This window comes from Pseudomonas ogarae (genome assembly GCF_014268695.2).
GTDB classification, from domain to species: domain Bacteria; phylum Pseudomonadota; class Gammaproteobacteria; order Pseudomonadales; family Pseudomonadaceae; genus Aquipseudomonas; species Aquipseudomonas kilonensis.
In genome coordinates this window covers 6355718-6371670 of sequence record NZ_CP077086.1, presented here as the reverse complement: position 1 = coordinate 6371670, position 15953 = coordinate 6355718, and the positions used below count along the sequence as shown (strand labels likewise).

17 protein-coding genes are annotated in these 15953 nt (G+C 62.6%); 10 read left to right on the top strand and 7 right to left on the bottom strand.

The genetic code is table 11. From position 1 onward, the window contains the following. Positions 1 to 24 precede the first annotated feature (24 nt). Positions 25 to 1455 (bottom strand): coniferyl aldehyde dehydrogenase, encoded by a 1431-nt coding sequence (locus tag HU749_RS28250; RefSeq protein ID WP_079302973.1) that lies wholly within the window; start codon positions 1453 to 1455, stop codon positions 25 to 27. A 148-nt stretch (positions 1456 to 1603) separates the two neighbouring features. Here HU749_RS28250 and HU749_RS28245 point away from each other — a divergent pair, with 148 nt between their 5' ends. Both HU749_RS28245 and HU749_RS28240 read left to right on the top strand, forming a co-directional pair. Next, the gene (locus HU749_RS28245; protein WP_095962429.1) at positions 1604 to 2275 is read left to right on the top strand and encodes a TetR/AcrR family transcriptional regulator; all 672 of its coding nucleotides are present in this window, start codon (positions 1604 to 1606) and stop codon (positions 2273 to 2275) included. 33 nt (positions 2276 to 2308) lie between these two features. Continuing rightward, positions 2309 to 3163 (top strand): sulfurtransferase, encoded by an 855-nt coding sequence (locus HU749_RS28240; protein ID WP_079302972.1) that lies wholly within the window; start codon positions 2309 to 2311, stop codon positions 3161 to 3163. Between the two features lie 185 nt (positions 3164 to 3348). Here the strand turns inward: HU749_RS28240 and HU749_RS28235 are convergent, their stop codons facing one another. The 4 genes from HU749_RS28235 to HU749_RS28220 are packed head-to-tail and all read right to left on the bottom strand — an operon-like array spanning position 3349 to position 7828. Continuing rightward, on the bottom strand, positions 3349 to 4347 hold the full coding sequence (locus HU749_RS28235; RefSeq protein WP_079303452.1) for a hydrolase: 999 nt from the start codon (positions 4345 to 4347) through the stop codon (positions 3349 to 3351). Positions 4348 to 4378: 31 nt separating this feature from the next. Continuing rightward, complete coding sequence (rsmD, locus tag HU749_RS28230) at positions 4379 to 4990, bottom strand: 16S rRNA (guanine(966)-N(2))-methyltransferase RsmD (protein WP_014340689.1); 612 nt, start codon at positions 4988 to 4990, stop codon at positions 4379 to 4381. Then, positions 4990 to 6480: a M16 family metallopeptidase gene (locus HU749_RS28225; protein WP_095962431.1), complete on the bottom strand. Its 1491-nt coding sequence runs from the start codon at positions 6478 to 6480 to the stop codon at positions 4990 to 4992. The genes rsmD and HU749_RS28225 overlap by 1 nt, the downstream gene beginning before the upstream one ends. Further along, a complete protein-coding gene (locus HU749_RS28220; RefSeq protein ID WP_014340687.1) occupies positions 6473 to 7828 on the bottom strand; it encodes a M16 family metallopeptidase in 1356 nt (451 codons plus the stop codon). Before HU749_RS28220 ends, HU749_RS28225 begins: the two co-directional genes overlap by 8 nt. 344 nt (positions 7829 to 8172) lie before the next feature. On the opposite strand from HU749_RS28220, the gene ftsY reads away from it, so the two are divergent. The 4 genes from ftsY to rpoH all read left to right on the top strand — a co-directional run bounded on the left by ftsY (position 8173) and on the right by rpoH (position 12262). Further along, positions 8173 to 9606, top strand: coding sequence for a signal recognition particle-docking protein FtsY (ftsY, locus tag HU749_RS28215; protein WP_079302970.1), 1434 nt, complete (start codon positions 8173 to 8175; stop codon positions 9604 to 9606). Then, entirely contained in the window at positions 9603 to 10274 is a 672-nt protein-coding gene (gene ftsE, locus HU749_RS28210) for a cell division ATP-binding protein FtsE (RefSeq protein ID WP_003177474.1), read from the top strand. The genes ftsY and ftsE overlap by 4 nt, the downstream gene beginning before the upstream one ends. Then, positions 10271 to 11293, top strand: a complete 1023-nt coding sequence (gene ftsX / locus HU749_RS28205) for a permease-like cell division protein FtsX (RefSeq protein WP_186649268.1) — start codon at positions 10271 to 10273, stop codon at positions 11291 to 11293. Before ftsE ends, ftsX begins: the two co-directional genes overlap by 4 nt. A 114-nt stretch (positions 11294 to 11407) precedes the next feature. Continuing rightward, positions 11408 to 12262, top strand: coding sequence for an RNA polymerase sigma factor RpoH (rpoH, locus tag HU749_RS28200; RefSeq protein WP_003177476.1), 855 nt, complete (start codon positions 11408 to 11410; stop codon positions 12260 to 12262). Between the two features lie 183 nt (positions 12263 to 12445). Here the strand turns inward: rpoH and mtgA are convergent, their stop codons facing one another. Next, positions 12446 to 13168 (bottom strand): monofunctional biosynthetic peptidoglycan transglycosylase, encoded by a 723-nt coding sequence (mtgA, locus tag HU749_RS28195; RefSeq protein ID WP_079302969.1) that lies wholly within the window; start codon positions 13166 to 13168, stop codon positions 12446 to 12448. Positions 13169 to 13241: 73 nt separating this feature from the next. Here mtgA and HU749_RS28190 point away from each other — a divergent pair, with 73 nt between their 5' ends. From HU749_RS28190 to trmB, 4 genes are all read left to right on the top strand, one after another. After that, a complete protein-coding gene (locus HU749_RS28190) occupies positions 13242 to 13613 on the top strand; it encodes a DUF423 domain-containing protein (protein ID WP_186649267.1) in 372 nt (123 codons plus the stop codon). Positions 13614 to 13703: 90 nt separating this feature from the next. Continuing rightward, on the top strand, positions 13704 to 13904 hold the full coding sequence (gene thiS, locus HU749_RS28185; RefSeq protein ID WP_018609493.1) for a sulfur carrier protein ThiS: 201 nt from the start codon (positions 13704 to 13706) through the stop codon (positions 13902 to 13904). Between the two features lie 54 nt (positions 13905 to 13958). Next, the gene (locus HU749_RS28180) at positions 13959 to 14753 is read left to right on the top strand and encodes a thiazole synthase (protein ID WP_003177480.1); all 795 of its coding nucleotides are present in this window, start codon (positions 13959 to 13961) and stop codon (positions 14751 to 14753) included. A 9-nt stretch (positions 14754 to 14762) separates the two neighbouring features. Next, positions 14763 to 15488 (top strand): tRNA (guanosine(46)-N7)-methyltransferase TrmB, encoded by a 726-nt coding sequence (gene trmB / locus HU749_RS28175; protein WP_014340682.1) that lies wholly within the window; start codon positions 14763 to 14765, stop codon positions 15486 to 15488. A 141-nt stretch (positions 15489 to 15629) separates the two neighbouring features. Here trmB and HU749_RS28170 read toward each other — a convergent pair whose 3' ends face one another. Beyond that, entirely contained in the window at positions 15630 to 15953 is a 324-nt protein-coding gene (locus tag HU749_RS28170; protein ID WP_014340681.1) for a DUF3392 domain-containing protein, read from the bottom strand.

Here is a 15953-nt window from a genome sequence, read left to right as displayed (position 1 = left end):
TGTGATTACCCGGGAAGAGACGCGTCAGCGGACAAACAGCTTCTGGATCAGTTTCTGCAAAGGCTTGCCGTAAGGGGGATAAATCAGCTTCGCGGCGTTGAATCGCTGTTTGGTCAGCACGCCCTTGGCCTTGCTGAAGGTCAGGAAACCCTCGTGCCCGTGGTAATGCCCCATTCCCGAGGGGCCGATGCCGCCGAATGGCAAGTCGTCCTGGGCGACATGCAGCAGCGTGTCGTTCAAGCAGACGCCACCGGAATGGGTTTCGTGGAGTACGCGATTCTGTTCGGCCTTGTTGTAGCCGAAGTAGTAGAGCGCCAGCGGGCGGGGTCGCTGATTGATGTAGGCAAACGCCTGGTCCAGATTGTCATAGGGCACGATGGGCAGCAGCGGGCCGAAAATCTCGTCCTGCATCACGGTCATCTCATCGCTGACGTTGAGCAGCAGGCTGTGGGCCATGCGACGGCCCTGGCCTTGCTCGAACAACTCGATCAGCAACGCGCCTTTGCTGGTGGCGTCGCTGATGTAGCCGTTGAGCCGCGCCAGCTGTCGTTCGTTGATGACGGCGGTGTAGTCCGGGTTGTCCGCCAGGGTCGGATAGAACCCGCGAATCGCCTCGCGATACGCCTCGACGAACTCGCCGACACGGTTCTGCGGCACCAGCACGTAGTCCGGGGCGACACAGGTTTGCCCGGCATTCAGGGTCTTGCCGAAAGCGATGCGTTCGGCGGCGTCCTTGAGCGGCACATCGGTCGACACGATGGCCGGCGACTTTCCACCCAGCTCCAGGGTGACAGGGGTCAGGTTTTCGGCAGCGGCACGCATGACATGCTTGCCGATGCTGGTGGCGCCGGTGAACAACAGGTGATCGAAGGGCAGCTTGGAAAACGCCATGCCGATTTCCGCCTCGCCAAGCACCACGCAGACCAGGTCCTGGGGGAAGACCCGGGCCAGCAATTGCTTGAGCAGCAAGCCGGTTGCCGGTGTCGATTCGCTGAGCTTGAGCATCACCCGGTTGCCCGCGGCCAATGCCCCGACCAGCGGCCCGATGGCCAGGAACAGCGGGTAGTTCCACGGCACGATGACGCCGACCACGCCCAGCGGCTGATAGATCACTTTGGCTGATGCCGGTTGAAAGGCCATGCCCACCGTGCGTCGGGAGGGTTTCATCCAACCCTGGAGGTGCCGGCTGGCGTAATGGATACCGTGCAGGCTCGGCATCAACTCGGCCAGCAGTGTTTCGTCGGCGCTGCGGTGGCTGAAGTCCTGGCTGATGGCGTCGATCAAGGCTTGGCGTTCGTTGCTCAATACCTCGCGCAGTGCCTTGAGCCATTGTCGGCGCTGTTCGGCCGGTGGCATCGGATGGGCCGCGTAGGCCTGGCGCTGGGCATCGAAGAGCGACCGCAGCTCGTCCAGTTGTTGTTGAGACTCGTGCAGGTAGGCAACGTCGGCAGGCATCGTCAGGCACCGGATATTATTGGAGTGGGTGTTTTCTAGAGCTTATACTCTAAAAAGTCAATGGCATCCGTAGCGGCGATGGGTTTTTCCTGTGACCGATAGGTCGTAAGATGCCGATCAATGCCTTCGTCGAATTAAAGCCCAAACCATGGCCCCACGAATGAAAACCAGCGAGCGCATCGTGCAAAACAGCCTCGAGCTGTTCAACCAGCAAGGCGAGCGCAGCGTCAGCACCAACCACATTGCCGCCCACATGGACATGTCCCCGGGCAACCTCTATTACCACTTCCCCAACAAGCAGGCGATCATCGCCGTGTTGTTCAGTGAGTACGAGAACCTGGTGGACAGTTTCTTGCGCCCGCCCCAGGGCCGTGCGGCCACGGTGGATGACAAGCGCTTCTACCTGCAGGAGTTGCTGGCGGCCATGTGGCGCTACCGCTTCCTGCACCGGGACCTGGAGCATCTGCTCGACAGCGATCCGGACCTTGCGGCCCGCTATCGTCGGTTTTCCCAGCGTTGCCTGATCCACGGTACCGCCATCTATGAAGGTTTTGTCTCCGCCGGCATCCTGAAGATGGACCGGGTGCAGATCGAGTCCCTGACCCTCAATGCCTGGATCATTCTCACGTCCTGGGTGCGGTTCCTGTGCACCACGCGGGAAAACTTCAGCCACTTGAGCGAGCAGGCCATCAAGCGAGGCGTGTATCAGGTACTGGTGTTGGAGGCCGGTTTCGTGACCGATCAAGCCCGCGAAGAGGTGGATGCACTGTTCAAAGAGTATTACGTCCCTCTGGCCCAGACCCTGGAGGAAGGGCAGTAGGACCGACCCCCGACTTAGCCACAGGAGTTCACCATGCCCATTGCGCAACTCATCAGCCCTCAAGCCCTCGAACAGCGGCGATCACAGCCCGGGCTGGTCATCCTCGATTGCCGTTTTGCCCTGGAAGACCCGGATTATGGCCAGCGCAGTTATGCCGAGGGCCACATCGCCGGTGCATCGTTCGCGGACCTTGAACGCGATCTGAGTGGGCCGGTGACCAAAGGCGTGACCGGGCGTCATCCGCTGCCGGAGCCCGAGGCGTTGATCGAGCGCCTCAAGGCCTGGGGGATCGATAACGACAGCGATGTCGTGCTGTACGACGACGGTCCCGGCGCCTATGCCGCGCGGGCCTGGTGGTTGCTGGCCTGGCTGGGCAAGCGCGAGGGCGTGTACATCCTCGACGGTGGGCTCAAGGCCTGGCATGCCGCTGGCTTGCCCCTGAGTCTTGATCCGCCGCAGAACAGTCGCGGGACCTTCAGCGGGGCGTCGGATGCGAGCGTGGTGCTCAGTGCCCAAGCGCTGCAACAGCGCCTCGGTCAAACAGACATGACCCTGCTGGACGCCCGGGCGTTGCCGCGATTCAAAGGGGAAGTCGAGCCCATCGACCCGATAGCCGGGCATATCCCGGGTGCCCAGTGCGCGGCGTTCACCGACAACCTGGGTGCCGATGGCCGCTTCCTGCCGGCCGACCAGCTCAAGCAGCGCTTCGCCGAAAAACTGGGCGAGCGCTCGCCCACCGACCTGGTGGCCTATTGCGGCTCCGGTGTGACGGCGTGTCATAACCTGTTTGCCTTGTGCCTGGCAGGGTATCCGCTGGGGAGGCTGTACGCTGGCTCGTGGAGTGAGTGGATCAATGATCCCCAGCGGGGCGTGGCGACGGGCGAATAACAAACACCCGGAACCAATGTGGGAGCGGGCTTGACCGCAGATTTATAGGCAACCCAGATACCCTGTGGGAGCAAAGCTTGCTCGCGATGGCGGCCTGACATTCAACATCTTCACTGACTGCCATACCGCTTTCGCGAGCAAGCCCGCTCCCACAGGGGATGTGTGTTGGTCAGGAACCATCGCGCTCAGCCGCGCCCCAGGCTGGCCAGCCAATCGGGAATTCGCCGCTCCAGGTAGTACCCCGGGCGCCGCAGGGTTCCGTCGACAAACCCCACATGCCCGCCCCGGGCGTGCAGTTCAATCCGGGTCGAAGCGGATAATTCGCGCGGTTCGGGCAGGCTGTGAGGGAACACAAAAGGATCGTCGGCGGCTTGGATGACCAGGGTCGGCGTGCTGATGCCCTCCATGAAATAACGGCTGGAGGCGCGGCGGTAGTAATCCGCGGCATCGGAGAACCCGTGCAGCGGCGCCGTCACCCGGCCGTCAAAGTCCCAGAAGGTGCGCATGTTTTCCAACGGGCCAAGCGCCGCCAGGGTCGCCAGGCCTTCGTGGCGTCCGTCGTGCTGGAACTGGCGTTGCTTGTTGCGCACATAGGCCACGAGCTGGCGCATGAAATGCGCCTGGTAGAACCTGGAGAATCCCTGGCCGATGCGATCGGCACACTGGTCGAGGCGAAACGGCACCGAGACCGCCACCGCCCCTTGCAACTGGCTGTCACGGCCAGTTTCCCCCAGGTGCTTGAGCAGCACATTGCCGCCCAGTGAATAACCCACCGCAAACAGCGGCGCCAAGGGCCGTCGGGCGCGCAAGTGGGTGATGGCGGCGGCCAGGTCTTCGCTGACGCCCGAGTGGTAGCTGCGGGGCAACAGGTTCGGCTCACCCGAGCAGCCACGCCAGTTCAAGGCCGCACTGGCCCAACCCTGGCGACCAAGGGCTTGTTGCAGCCCCGCCACGTAAGGCGAGTTGGAAGATCCGGTCAGCCCGTGTAGCACCAGCACCAGCGGTGCCTCGGCGCTGTGGGGGCCGTGCCAGTCAAGGTCGAGGAAATCACCGTCTTGCAGCCACAGGCGCTCGCGTTGGCGATCGATGTGGGTGGTCTGGCGCCACAACGGGCCCCATAGCGTTTGCAAATGCGGGTTGCCAAGGCCCGGGGCAGGGACGAAACGTTCGGATGCGGCGGACATCATTATTATTCTCGATGCACTGGTCAGCCGTTCAGCCAATGTCCTTTGCCGAACGCTGCCACAACGCGTAATACACCCGTCCGGATTTCTGCTCGCGATGCAAGCGCCAATTGCCCGGCAAGCCCAGGGTGGACGGGGCGGTCTCGCTTTCAGTGTAGACCCAGGAATCCTCGGCCAACCACTGACGGTCCTCAAGTAACGCGCAGACCGTCGGCAACAGGTTCTGGTTGAAAGGCGGGTCGAGGAACACCAGGTCGAAAGGCGTCGCCGGTTGGCTGTCCAGGTAACGCAGGGCGTCGGCGGTCTGCACCTGGCCGACGGTGCAGCGCAGCGTGCCCAGGTGTTCTTTCAGGCTGGAGACCGCCAGGTTGCTGGCATCCAGCGCCTGGCCCATGGCGGCGCCACGGGACAGGGCCTCGAGAAACAGCGCGCCGCTACCGGCGAACGGGTCGAGCACCCGGGCACCTGCCACATAGGGGGCGAGCCAGTTGAACAGGGTTTCGCGCACGCGGTCGGGAGTGGGGCGCAGGCCCGGGGCATCCGGGAAGCTCAGGCGCCGGCTGCGCCATTCGCCGCCGATGATGCGCAACTGGTTCACACCGTTGTGCACGGGTTTCTTGCTGGAATTCGATGGACGGGCCATTAGTGCTCCGGAACCCCGAGCGGCTGCTCGGCAGGTTTTTCAGTGGGGGGCGGCAGCGGCTTTTGCGGCACGCTCGGGCCGGCGGTGACGATGACCATTTTGTCGGTGCTCAGGTGCTTGTTCAGCGCGGCCTTGACTTGCTCGACCGTCAGTCCCTGGGACTGACGCATGAAGTCCTCCAGGTAGCTCAGCGGCAAGTCATAGAAACCCATGGCGCCGAGTTGGCCGACGATGTCCGCATTGCTGGCGGTGGACAGCGGGAAGCTGCCGGCCAACTCACGCTTGGCGTCATCGAGTTCTTTCTGGGTGGGACCGTTCTTGAGGTAGTCGGCGAACACGTCCTGCACCAGTTTCAAGGTGCCTTCGCTCATCTCCGCACGGGTCTGCAGGTTGATCATGAACGGGCCGCGGGCTTGCATCGCCGTGAAGCCGGAGTACACGCCGTAGGTCAGGCCGCGCTTTTCCCGCACCTCGGTCATCAGCCGAGTGCCGAAGCCGCCACCGCCGAGGATCTGGTTGCCCAGGGACACGGCGGCATAGTCCGGATCGTCGCGGTCAATGCCTAGTTGCGCGAGCATCAGGTTGGTCTGCTTGGATGGGAATTCGATGTGGCCGATACTCGCCTTGGGCTCCACCGGTGGCGGGGTTTTCGCCAGGGCCGGACCTTTGGGTAGAGCGGCGGACACCTGGTTGGCCACTGCTTCGGCTTCGGCGCGGGACAAATCCCCCACCAGCGCGATCACGGCGTTGCCGGCGGCGTAGGCCTTGGCGTGGAAAGCCCGGGCCTGGGCCAGGGTGATCGGTGGAATGCTGTCGGCGGTGCCATCGCTGGAGTGGGCATAGGGATGATCGCCGTACAGGCGCTTCATCAGTTCCAGGCCGGCCAGTTTGCCTGGGTTCTGTTTCTGGTATTCGAAACCGGCGAGCATCTGGTTCTTGATGCGGGCGAAGGAGTCGGCAGGGAAGGTCGGTTTGCCGACGACCTCGGCGAACAGCTTCAATGCCGGCTCACGCTTGTCGGCTGCGCTGAGGCTGCGCAGGGACGCCATGGCCATGTCCCGGTAGGCGCCGTTGCCGAAGTCTGCACCGAGGCTCTCGAAGCCTTGGGCAATGGCGCTGACGTCCTTGCCGGCCACGCCCTCGTTGAGCATGGCGTTGGTCAGCAGGGCGAGGCCGGGGGCGTCGCCATCCTGGCTGCTGCCGGCGGCGAAGGTCAGGCGCAGGTCGAACATCGGCAATTCCCGGGCTTCGACGAACAGCACCTTGGCGCCGTCGGCGGTTTTCCAGGTTTGCACGTCGAGTTGGCGGTGGCTGGGGGCTTTACCATCCAGTTCCGCCAATGATTGCAGCTTGTTGCCGGACTTGGCGTTATCCAATGCCTGGCTGGCGGTGACGTCGGTGGTCGGCGACAGATAGAACGCCAGGGAGCCGGCCAGGGCGATGAGCGCCAGGCCGATCAGTACCGGGCGCCGTGATTTGCGCTCACTCATGAGCTTTCTCCTCGGGCAGGACATGCGCAACGCTCAGGCGCGAGCGGGTGAAATACAGCTGGGCTGCCTTCTGGATATCTTGCGGGGTCACGCTTTGCAGTTCGGCGAGTTCGGTGTCCATCAGCTTCCAGGACAAACCGACGGTCTCCAACTGGCCGATGGCGGTGGCCTGGCTGGTGATCGAGTCGCGCTCATAGACCAGGCCAGCGATGACCTGGGCGCGCACACGCTCCAGCTCTTCGGCGGTCGGCGCGGTAGTTTTCAACTGTTCGAGCAAGCGCCACAGACCGGCTTCGGCCTGGGCGATGGTTTTGTTTTTCTGCGTGTTGGGCGTCGCCGACAAGGTGAACAGTGTGTCGCCGCGGGTGAAGGCGTCGTAGCTCGACGAACCGCCGGACACCAGCTCTTCGCCGCGCTCCAGCTGGGTCGGGATCCGCCCGCTGTAGCCGCCGTCCAGCAGGGCCGAGATCAGCCGCAGCGCGTTGACTGAGCCCTTGTCCGTCGCGGTGGCGATGCTCGGCACATTGAAGGCCAGCATCACGCTGGGCAGTTGGGTCTGCACATGCAGGGTGATCTGGCGCTCGCCGGGTTCGGCCAGCTCCAGGGGAATTTTCGCCACCGGCACCGCGCGCCGGGCAATCGGGCCGAAATAGCGCTGGGCCAGGGACTTGACCTCGTCCGGCGTCACGTCGCCGACCACCACCAGGGTCGCGTTGTTCGGGGTGTACCAGGATTCGTACCAGTGACGCAGCTCCTCGACGGTCATCCGGTCCAGGTCGGCCATCCAGCCGATGGTCGGCGTGTGGTAGCCGCTGGCCGGGTAAGCCATGGCCTTGAAGCGCTCGTAGGCCTTGGACATGGGCTTGTCGTCGGTGCGCATGCGGCGCTCTTCCTTGATCACCTCGATCTCGCGGCTGAACTCCTCCGGCGGCAGGCGCAGGCTGGCCATGCGGTCGGCTTCCAGCTCGAAAGCCACGCCCAGGCGGTCGCGGGCCAGTACCTGGTAATAGGCGGTGAAGTCATCGCTGGTGAAGGCGTTCTCTTCGGCACCGAGGTCGCGCAGGATCAGCGACGCTTCGCCGGGACCGACTTTTTCACTGCCCTTGAACATCATGTGCTCAAGGGCGTGGGACAAACCGGTCTGGCCTGGCGTTTCGTAGCTGGAGCCAACCTTGTACCAGACCTGGGAGACCACGACCGGCGCACGATGATCTTCGCGCACGACGACCTTCAGGCCGTTGTCGAGGGTAAATTCGTGGGTGGGTTGTGGGTCGGCAGCCAAGGCTGAAAAGGGCAGACAAACTGTGCTGAGCAGCAGGCCTGCGGCGCGGCGGGCAAGAGCATTCATTCGTGTTTAAACCTGTTGGGTTGCCTGCTAGGTCTTAGCGTCGGCAGGCGAGAGGGTGCTAGGATACTGATCCGTTTTACTGGCGGCCACGCCTATCGGGCCTTTTATCGACCCGGGGTTGTCTGGGTTCCCCGGAGAAACGTCGGGTTTGTTCGTTGATCCCGGCGTTTTCGCCGATGATGCCGTACCAGTCCTTCGAAAAAATCGACGTTGAGGTGTCCTCGGGACGCCTCGACAAAATGTTGCGCGTGAACAAGCTGGATGAAACGCAGTCTGTTCAGCATTGAATATTTATCACCGAGGCGCCCTCGTGGCGCGTCGCTACCGTGAGATAGCCGTCCTCCATGTTTGGTTCCAACGACGACAAGAAGACCCCAGCTGAGGCTGGCGAGAAAAAAGGCCTGTTCGGATGGCTGCGCAAGAAGCCGCAGGAAACCGTCGTCGAACAGCCACAACCGCTGCCTGAGCCCGCCGCCGAGGCAGTGGCCGAAGAAACCGCGCCCATCGTCCTGCCGATTGCCGAGCCGGTGCTGCAACCGGTCGAGGCTGAGACCGTTGTTGAGTTGGTGGCCGAGCAGCCGCTGACCCCGCCCGCCGAGCAAACCCCCTGGCTGACCTTGCCGGTGGCGGAAGAGCCGGTCGCGCTGGTCGAGGAAACGGCGCCCCATATCACCCCGCCAATTCCAGCGCCGACGCAGGTTGTCGAGGCGCCAGTCGTCGACGCTGTCATTGAGCCGCCGGTCGCCGTCGTTGCGCCCGTGGTTGCGCAAGCCGCGCCCGAACCGGCACCTGCCCTGTTGGAAACCATTGCCCCCGTCGAGCCGGTCCGTAGCGCCGAGGAAAACAAGGTCGGCTTCTTCGCCCGCCTCAAGCAGGGCCTGTCCAAGACCAGCGCCAGCATCGGCGAAGGCATGGCCAGCCTGTTCCTGGGCAAGAAAGTCATCGACGACGAATTGCTGGAAGACATCGAGACCCGCCTGCTGACCGCCGACGTCGGTGTCGAGGCCACCTCGGTGATCATCCAGAGCCTGACCCAGAAGGTCGCGCGTAAACAGCTGACCGACGCCGATGCACTGTACAAATCCCTGCAAGGCGAGCTGACCAGCCTGCTCAAGCCGGTGGAAAAACCGCTGGTGATCGCCTCGCAGAACAAGCCGTTCGTGATCCTGGTCGTCGGTGTCAACGGTGCTGGCAAGACCACCACCATTGGCAAGCTGGCCAAGAAGCTGCAGCTCGAAGGCAAGAAAGTCATGCTGGCGGCAGGCGACACCTTCCGCGCCGCCGCGGTCGAACAGCTGCAAGTGTGGGGCGAGCGTAACAAGATCCCAGTGATTGCCCAGCACACCGGCGCCGATTCCGCTTCGGTGATCTTCGACGCCGTGCAGGCCGCCAAGGCCCGTGGCATCGATGTGTTGATCGCCGACACGGCCGGTCGCCTGCACACCAAAGACAACCTGATGGAAGAATTGAAGAAGGTGCGCCGGGTGATCGGCAAGCTCGACGCCGACGCACCCCACGAAGTGCTGCTGGTGCTGGACGCCGGTACCGGCCAGAACGCCATCAACCAGGCCAAGCAGTTCAACCAGACCGTCGAACTGACCGGGCTGGCCCTGACCAAGCTCGACGGCACCGCCAAGGGCGGGGTGATTTTCGCCCTGGCCAAGCAGTTCGGCCTCCCTATCCGCTATATCGGCGTGGGTGAAGGCATCGACGACTTGCGCACCTTTGAAGCTGAGCCCTTTGTCCAGGCACTGTTTGCCGAACGGGAGCATTCATGATTCGTTTCGAACAGGTCGGTAAACGCTATCCGAACGGTCACGTCGGCTTGCATGAGCTGAGCTTTCGGGTCCGTCGGGGCGAGTTTCTGTTTGTCACCGGCCATTCCGGCGCCGGTAAAAGTACCTTGCTGCGCCTGCTGCTGGCGATGGAGCGACCCTCCACCGGCAAACTGCTGCTGGCCGGCCAGGACCTGAGCACCATCAGCAATGCCCAGATTCCCTACCTGCGGCGGCAGATCGGCGTGGTGTTCCAGAATCACCAGTTGCTGTTCGATCGCACGGTGTTCAACAACGTGGCGTTGCCGTTGCAGATCCTGGGCCTGTCCAAGGCCGAGATCATCAAGCGCGTGGACTCGGCCCTGGAGCGTGTGGCCCTGTCGGACAAGACCGACCTGTACCCGGGCGACCTGTCCACCGGCCAACAGCAGCGCGTCGGCATCGCCCGCGCCATCGTCCATCGCCCGGCCTTGCTGCTGGCGGACGAACCCACCGGTAACCTCGACCCGCGCCTGGCGGCGGAGATCATGGGCGTATTCGAAGACATCAACCGCCTGGGCACCAGCGTGCTGATTGCCAGTCACGACCTGGCGTTGATCGCGCGCATGCGTCACCGCATGCTCACGTTGCAGCGCGGACGCCTGATTGGTGACGGGGAGGCTGGCGTATGAGTGCTACTCGCAGCCCGAAAGTGGCCGAACGCGTGGCCCCGAAGGCCTCCGATCCGCAGCCGCAAAAGAAAAAACGCGACGATGACGACGGCCCGGACTTCTCCACGCTGCTGCGCGCATGGATCGAAAGCCATCGCGCCAGCCTGCTGGACAGCCTGCGGCGCCTGGGCAAGCAACCCATCGGCAGCTTCTTTACCTGCATGGTGATGGCGGTTGCCCTGAGTCTGCCCATGGGCCTGTCATTATTGTTAAGTAATGTGGAGCGCCTGGGCGGTTCCTGGCAGCGCGCGGCGCAGATTTCCCTGTACTTGCAGATGGACGCGAGCCCCGGCGAAGGCCAGGCGTTGCGCGAGCAGATCAAAGCCATGCCGGGCGTGGCCGATGCCGAATACATCGGGCGCGAGCAGGCGCTTGAAGAATTCCAGCAGCAGTCCGGCCTGGGCGAAGCCCTCAAGGAGCTGCCGGAGAACCCGCTGCCCGGGGTGGTGCTGGTGACGCCGAACGAGGTCGACAAGCCGACCCTTGAAGCATTAAGACAAAGACTTTCCGAGTTGCCGAAGGTACAACAGGCGCAACTTGATCTAGTCTGGGTCGAGCGTCTTGCGGCCATCCTCAAGCTCGGCGACCGTTTTGTCTTCGGTCTGACGGTGCTGCTGGTTTCTGCATTACTTTTGGTGATAGGCAATACCATTCGTCTTCATATTGAAAACCGCCGCACCGAGATAGAAGTGATTAAACTCGTCGGCGGTACGGACAGTTATGTACGCAGGCCCTTCCTTTATATGGGCGCGCTGTATGGCTTCGGTGCCGGGATTCTGTCCTGGGGTGTATTGGCGTTCGGCCTGGATTGGCTGAACGATGCGGTAACAGCGCTGGCCGGTTTGTACGGCAGTGATTTCTCGCTGGCCGGTGTGCCAGCCGCCGACGGTCTGTCGCTCTTGCTTGGCGCGGTGCTGTTGGGTTATATCGGTGCATGGATTGCGGTCGCACGCCACTTGCGTGAGCTTGCGCCAAAATAAGTGTTTTTTTGCGTGTATTGACCTTTCAATTTTTGTGGGAACTTGTCCTAGGGTTCCCGGTCAATTTTCGCAGTGCTGAACTGCACGAGTTATGTGAGTCGGAGGTTTTTTCGTATGACCACTTCTTTGCAACCTGCTTATGCTCTGGTCCCGGGTGCGAACCTGGAGGCCTATGTGCACACGGTGAACAGCATTCCATTGCTGACCCCCGAGCAGGAGCGTGAACTGGCCGAGAGTCTCTATTATGAGCAGGATCTTGAGGCGGCTCGGCAGATGGTGCTCGCCCACCTGCGTTTTGTCGTACATATCGCCCGCAGCTATTCCGGCTACGGGCTGGCCCAGGCCGACCTGATCCAGGAAGGCAACGTCGGCCTGATGAAGGCGGTCAAGCGTTTCAACCCGGAAATGGGCGTGCGCCTGGTGTCGTTTGCGGTGCACTGGATCAAGGCGGAAATCCACGAGTTCATCCTGCGCAACTGGCGCATCGTGAAAGTCGCGACCACCAAGGCCCAGCGCAAGTTGTTCTTCAACCTGCGCAGCCAGAAGAAACGCCTGGCCTGGCTGAACAACGAAGAAGTCCATCGTGTCGCCGAAAGCCTGGGCGTAGAGCCTCGGGAAGTGCGCGAGATGGAAAGCCGCCTGACCGGCCATGACATGGCCTTCGACCCGGCCGCCGAAGCGGACGACGACAGCGCTTTCCAATCGCCGGCCAACTACCTTGAAGACCACCGGTACGACCCGGCGCGTCAACTGGAAGACGCCGACTGGAGCGACAACTCCAACACCAACCTGCACGAAGCCCTGGAAGTTCTGGACGAGCGCAGCCGCGACATCCTCTACCAGCGCTGGCTGGCCGAGGAAAAAGCCACGCTGCACGACCTGGCGCAGAAGTACAACGTGTCGGCCGAGCGGATTCGCCAGCTTGAGAAGAGCGCGATGAACAAGCTCAAGGTGTCGATCGCCGCCTGACTGCGGTAACGACCATAAAAAACGCTCCGATCAGAGATGATCGGGGCGTTTTTGTTTGTGCGATGCAATCCCCTGTGGGAGCGAGCTTGCTCGCGATAGCGGCAGGTCAGCCACATTGATGTTGACTGATACACCGCCATCGCGAGCAAGCTCGCTCCCACAGGGGGGGCTTCGGTGTTGCTGCTACTGGGCCCAAGGCGCTCGCCGCGAATTATTGAGTTCCAGCAAATAGCTGTCGCCCCCCAACTGGCTCATCTGCTGGCGAATCCAGCCCGCCCGCCTTAGCACATAGGGGCTCGGCCGGCTGGCGCTCCATTTGCGCGGGTTGGGCAATACCGCCGCCAGCAGGCTTGCCTGTTGCCGGGACAAGGCGTCGGCGCTGACGCGGAAATGATGTCGCGCGGCGGCTTCGGCCCCGAATACACCGTCATCCCACTCGACACTGTTGAGGTACACCTCGAGGATCCGCTGTTTGGGCCAGAACACCTCGATCAGTGCCGTGAACCAGGCCTCCAGCCCCTTGCGCAGCCAACTGCGGCCCGACCACAGGAACAGGTTCTTGGACACTTGCTGGCTGAGGGTGCTGGCGCCGCGAATCGAACCGCCACGCCCATTGTGGGCGAACGCGGCCTGGATCGCGCCGATGTCGAAGCCCCAGTGCTCGGGGAATTTCTGGTCTTCGCCAGCAATCACCGCGACTTTCAGGCTGTCGGAGATCTGGTCCCAAGGCTGCCAGGTGCGTTGCAGGTCGATGGGTTCGCCGCCGAACCAGGATTCAACCTTGCGCTCGATCATCAGCGCCGTGAACGGCGGCGGTACCACCCGAAACAACAGCACGAGCACAACGCTGCCAACGGCGAACCAGAGCAGGGCTTTAAGGAATCGTCGAAATAATAAACGCAGCATAGAGATGGCTTGGCCGAACCCGTCGAGCGGGCCATTATACAGACCCTGTCCACCGAGTCTGACTGGAGTTCTCATGCTGCGTAGCTTTCTGATGCTGGCTGCTTTTTTCGGCTTCACGGGCGTGGCACTGGGGGCGTTTGCCGCCCATGGCCTGAAAGGCCGCCTGAGCGCCGAATACCTGGCGATTTTCCACACCGGCGTCACCTACCAACTGGTGCACACCCTGGCGTTGCTGGGCGTTGCGCTGCTGGCCACGCACATTCCCGGTCGCATCGTCACCTGGGCCGGGGTTTCATTTGTGGTTGGCATCCTGTTGTTCTCCGGCAGCCTGTACCTGCTGACCCTCACGGGCATCAGCAAGCTGGGCATCATCACACCGGTGGGCGGCGTGGCGTTCCTGATCGGTTGGGTGTGCCTGGGGCTTGCCGCCTGGCGGCTGGGCTGACCGGGCGGTCCATTTCATGACGAATGGCTTGGGTCACCCAGACTGATCGGGCTAGAATGCCAGCCCCTAAAAATGATGGCGGCATCCGGCATGCGCATTCAGTTGAACGGCGAACCCCTTGATCTGCCCGACGGTGAAACCGTTGCGGCCCTGTTGACCCGTCTGGAACTCACCGGACGCCGCGTCGCGGTGGAGCTCAATCTGGATATCGTCCCGCGCAGCCAGCACGCCGAAACCACGTTGAACGATGGCGACAGCGTTGAAGTGGTCCACGCCATCGGCGGCGGCTAGTCGCCTCGGTTTCGCAGCATTTCGCAAGAACCTCACCCCAACAGAGGATTTCCCATGAGCATCGTTCGTAGCGACAAGCCCTTCGTCCTGGCCGGTCGTACCTACCAGTCGCGTTTGCTGGTAGGCACCGGCAAATATCGCGACATGGAAGAAACCCGCCTGGCCATCGAGGCCTCGGGCGCCGAAATCGTGACCGTCGCCGTGCGCCGGACCAACATCGGCCAGAACCCGGGCGAACCGAACCTGCTGGATATCCTGCCGCCGGACCGCTACACCATCCTGCCGAACACCGCCGGTTGCTTCGACGCTATTGAGGCCGTGCGCACCTGCCGCCTGGCCCGTGAGCTGCTCGACGGCCACAACCTGGTGAAGCTGGAAGTGCTGGCGGACCAGAAAACCCTGTTCCCCAACGTGATCGAAACCCTCAAGGCCGCTGAAACCTTGGTCAAGGAAGGCTTCGACGTGATGGTCTACACCAGCGATGACCCGATCATCGCCCGTCAATTGGCGGAAATCGGCTGCATCGCGGTCATGCCGCTGGCCGGCCTGATCGGCACAGGCCTGGGGATCTGCAACCCGTACAACCTGCAGATCATCCTGGAAGAAGCCAAGATCCCGGTGTTGGTGGATGCCGGTGTCGGTACCGCTTCCGACGCCACCATCGCCATGGAACTGGGTTGCGAAGCGGTGCTGATGAACTCGGCCATCGCCCACGCCCAGCAACCGATCCTGATGGCCGAAGCCATGAAGCACGCCATCGTCGCTGGTCGCCTGGCGTATCTGGCTGGCCGCATGCCGAAAAAACTTTACGCCAGCGCCTCCTCGCCGCTGGATGGTCTGATCAAGTAAGAGCCATTGATGACTGAATCGAACGACACGCCGGTCCTGCCGGAAGAAGGCGAAGAGCGCCAGCACCGCCGCATCAAGAGTTTCGTGATGCGCGCCGGGCGCATGACTGAAGGCCAGCAGCGCGGCCTGGAGCAGGGCGCGCCGCTGTTTGTCCTGCCGCTGGCCGATGCGCCGGTGGATTTTGACCAGGTCTTCGGCCGCTCGGCCCCGCGCTCGCTGGAAATCGGCTTCGGCATGGGCCATTCGTTGCTGGAAATGGCCGCCGCTTCGCCGGAGCAGGATTTCATCGGTGTGGAAGTCCATCGTCCCGGCGTCGGTGCGCTGCTCAACGGCGTGCTGACCCAAGGGCTGACCAACTTGCGGGTCTACGATTGCGACGCCATCGAAGTGCTCAACCGCTGCGTGGCCGACAACAGCCTCGACCGGCTGATGCTGTTCTTCCCGGACCCTTGGCACAAAAGCCGGCACCACAAGCGCCGTATCGTCCAGGCGTCGTTCGCTGAACTGGTGCGCAGCAAGTTGAAGGTCGGCGGTGTGCTGCACATGGCCACCGACTGGGAACCCTACGCTGAATACATGCTGGAAGTGATGAACGTCGCCCCGGGCTATCGCAACCTGGCCGAAGACGGCAAGTGCGTGCCACGCCCGGCTGAACGGCCGATCACCAAGTTCGAACGCCGAGGCGAACGGCTTGGGCATGGGGTTTGGGATTTGAAATTCGAGAAGGTGGCTTAAACACCAGAAGTCCCTGCTGAAAGGGGATCCCCTGTGGGAGCGAGCTTGCTCGCGATAGCGGCATAACAGTCAACCTTGATGTTGGATGTTATGGCCTCATCGCGAGCAAGCTCGCTCCCACAGTTGTTTTAGGTGACCGGGTCAGCGTCGATCCGCGACCACACCTATCAACACCAGCACCACCAACAACACCGGCGCCAGGCTGTAGTTGTTGAACTGGCTCAAGCCCCTGACGATCCACGGCGTGGCGTAAATCAGTGCCGCACCGCTGCCGATCATGCACAGCAGGGCGATCAGCGGGACGCGCAAGGCGCCGGCGATGCTGCCCAGGCGTTGTTCGACCCAGCCCTTGATATCGGCACCAAACAGCACCAGCAGGCAGCCTACCAATGCCAGGGAGATTTCCGACAGGTTGCTGCGGCTCCAGCGGGACACGGTGGCCAGCAGGTCGAGTACCAGATCCAT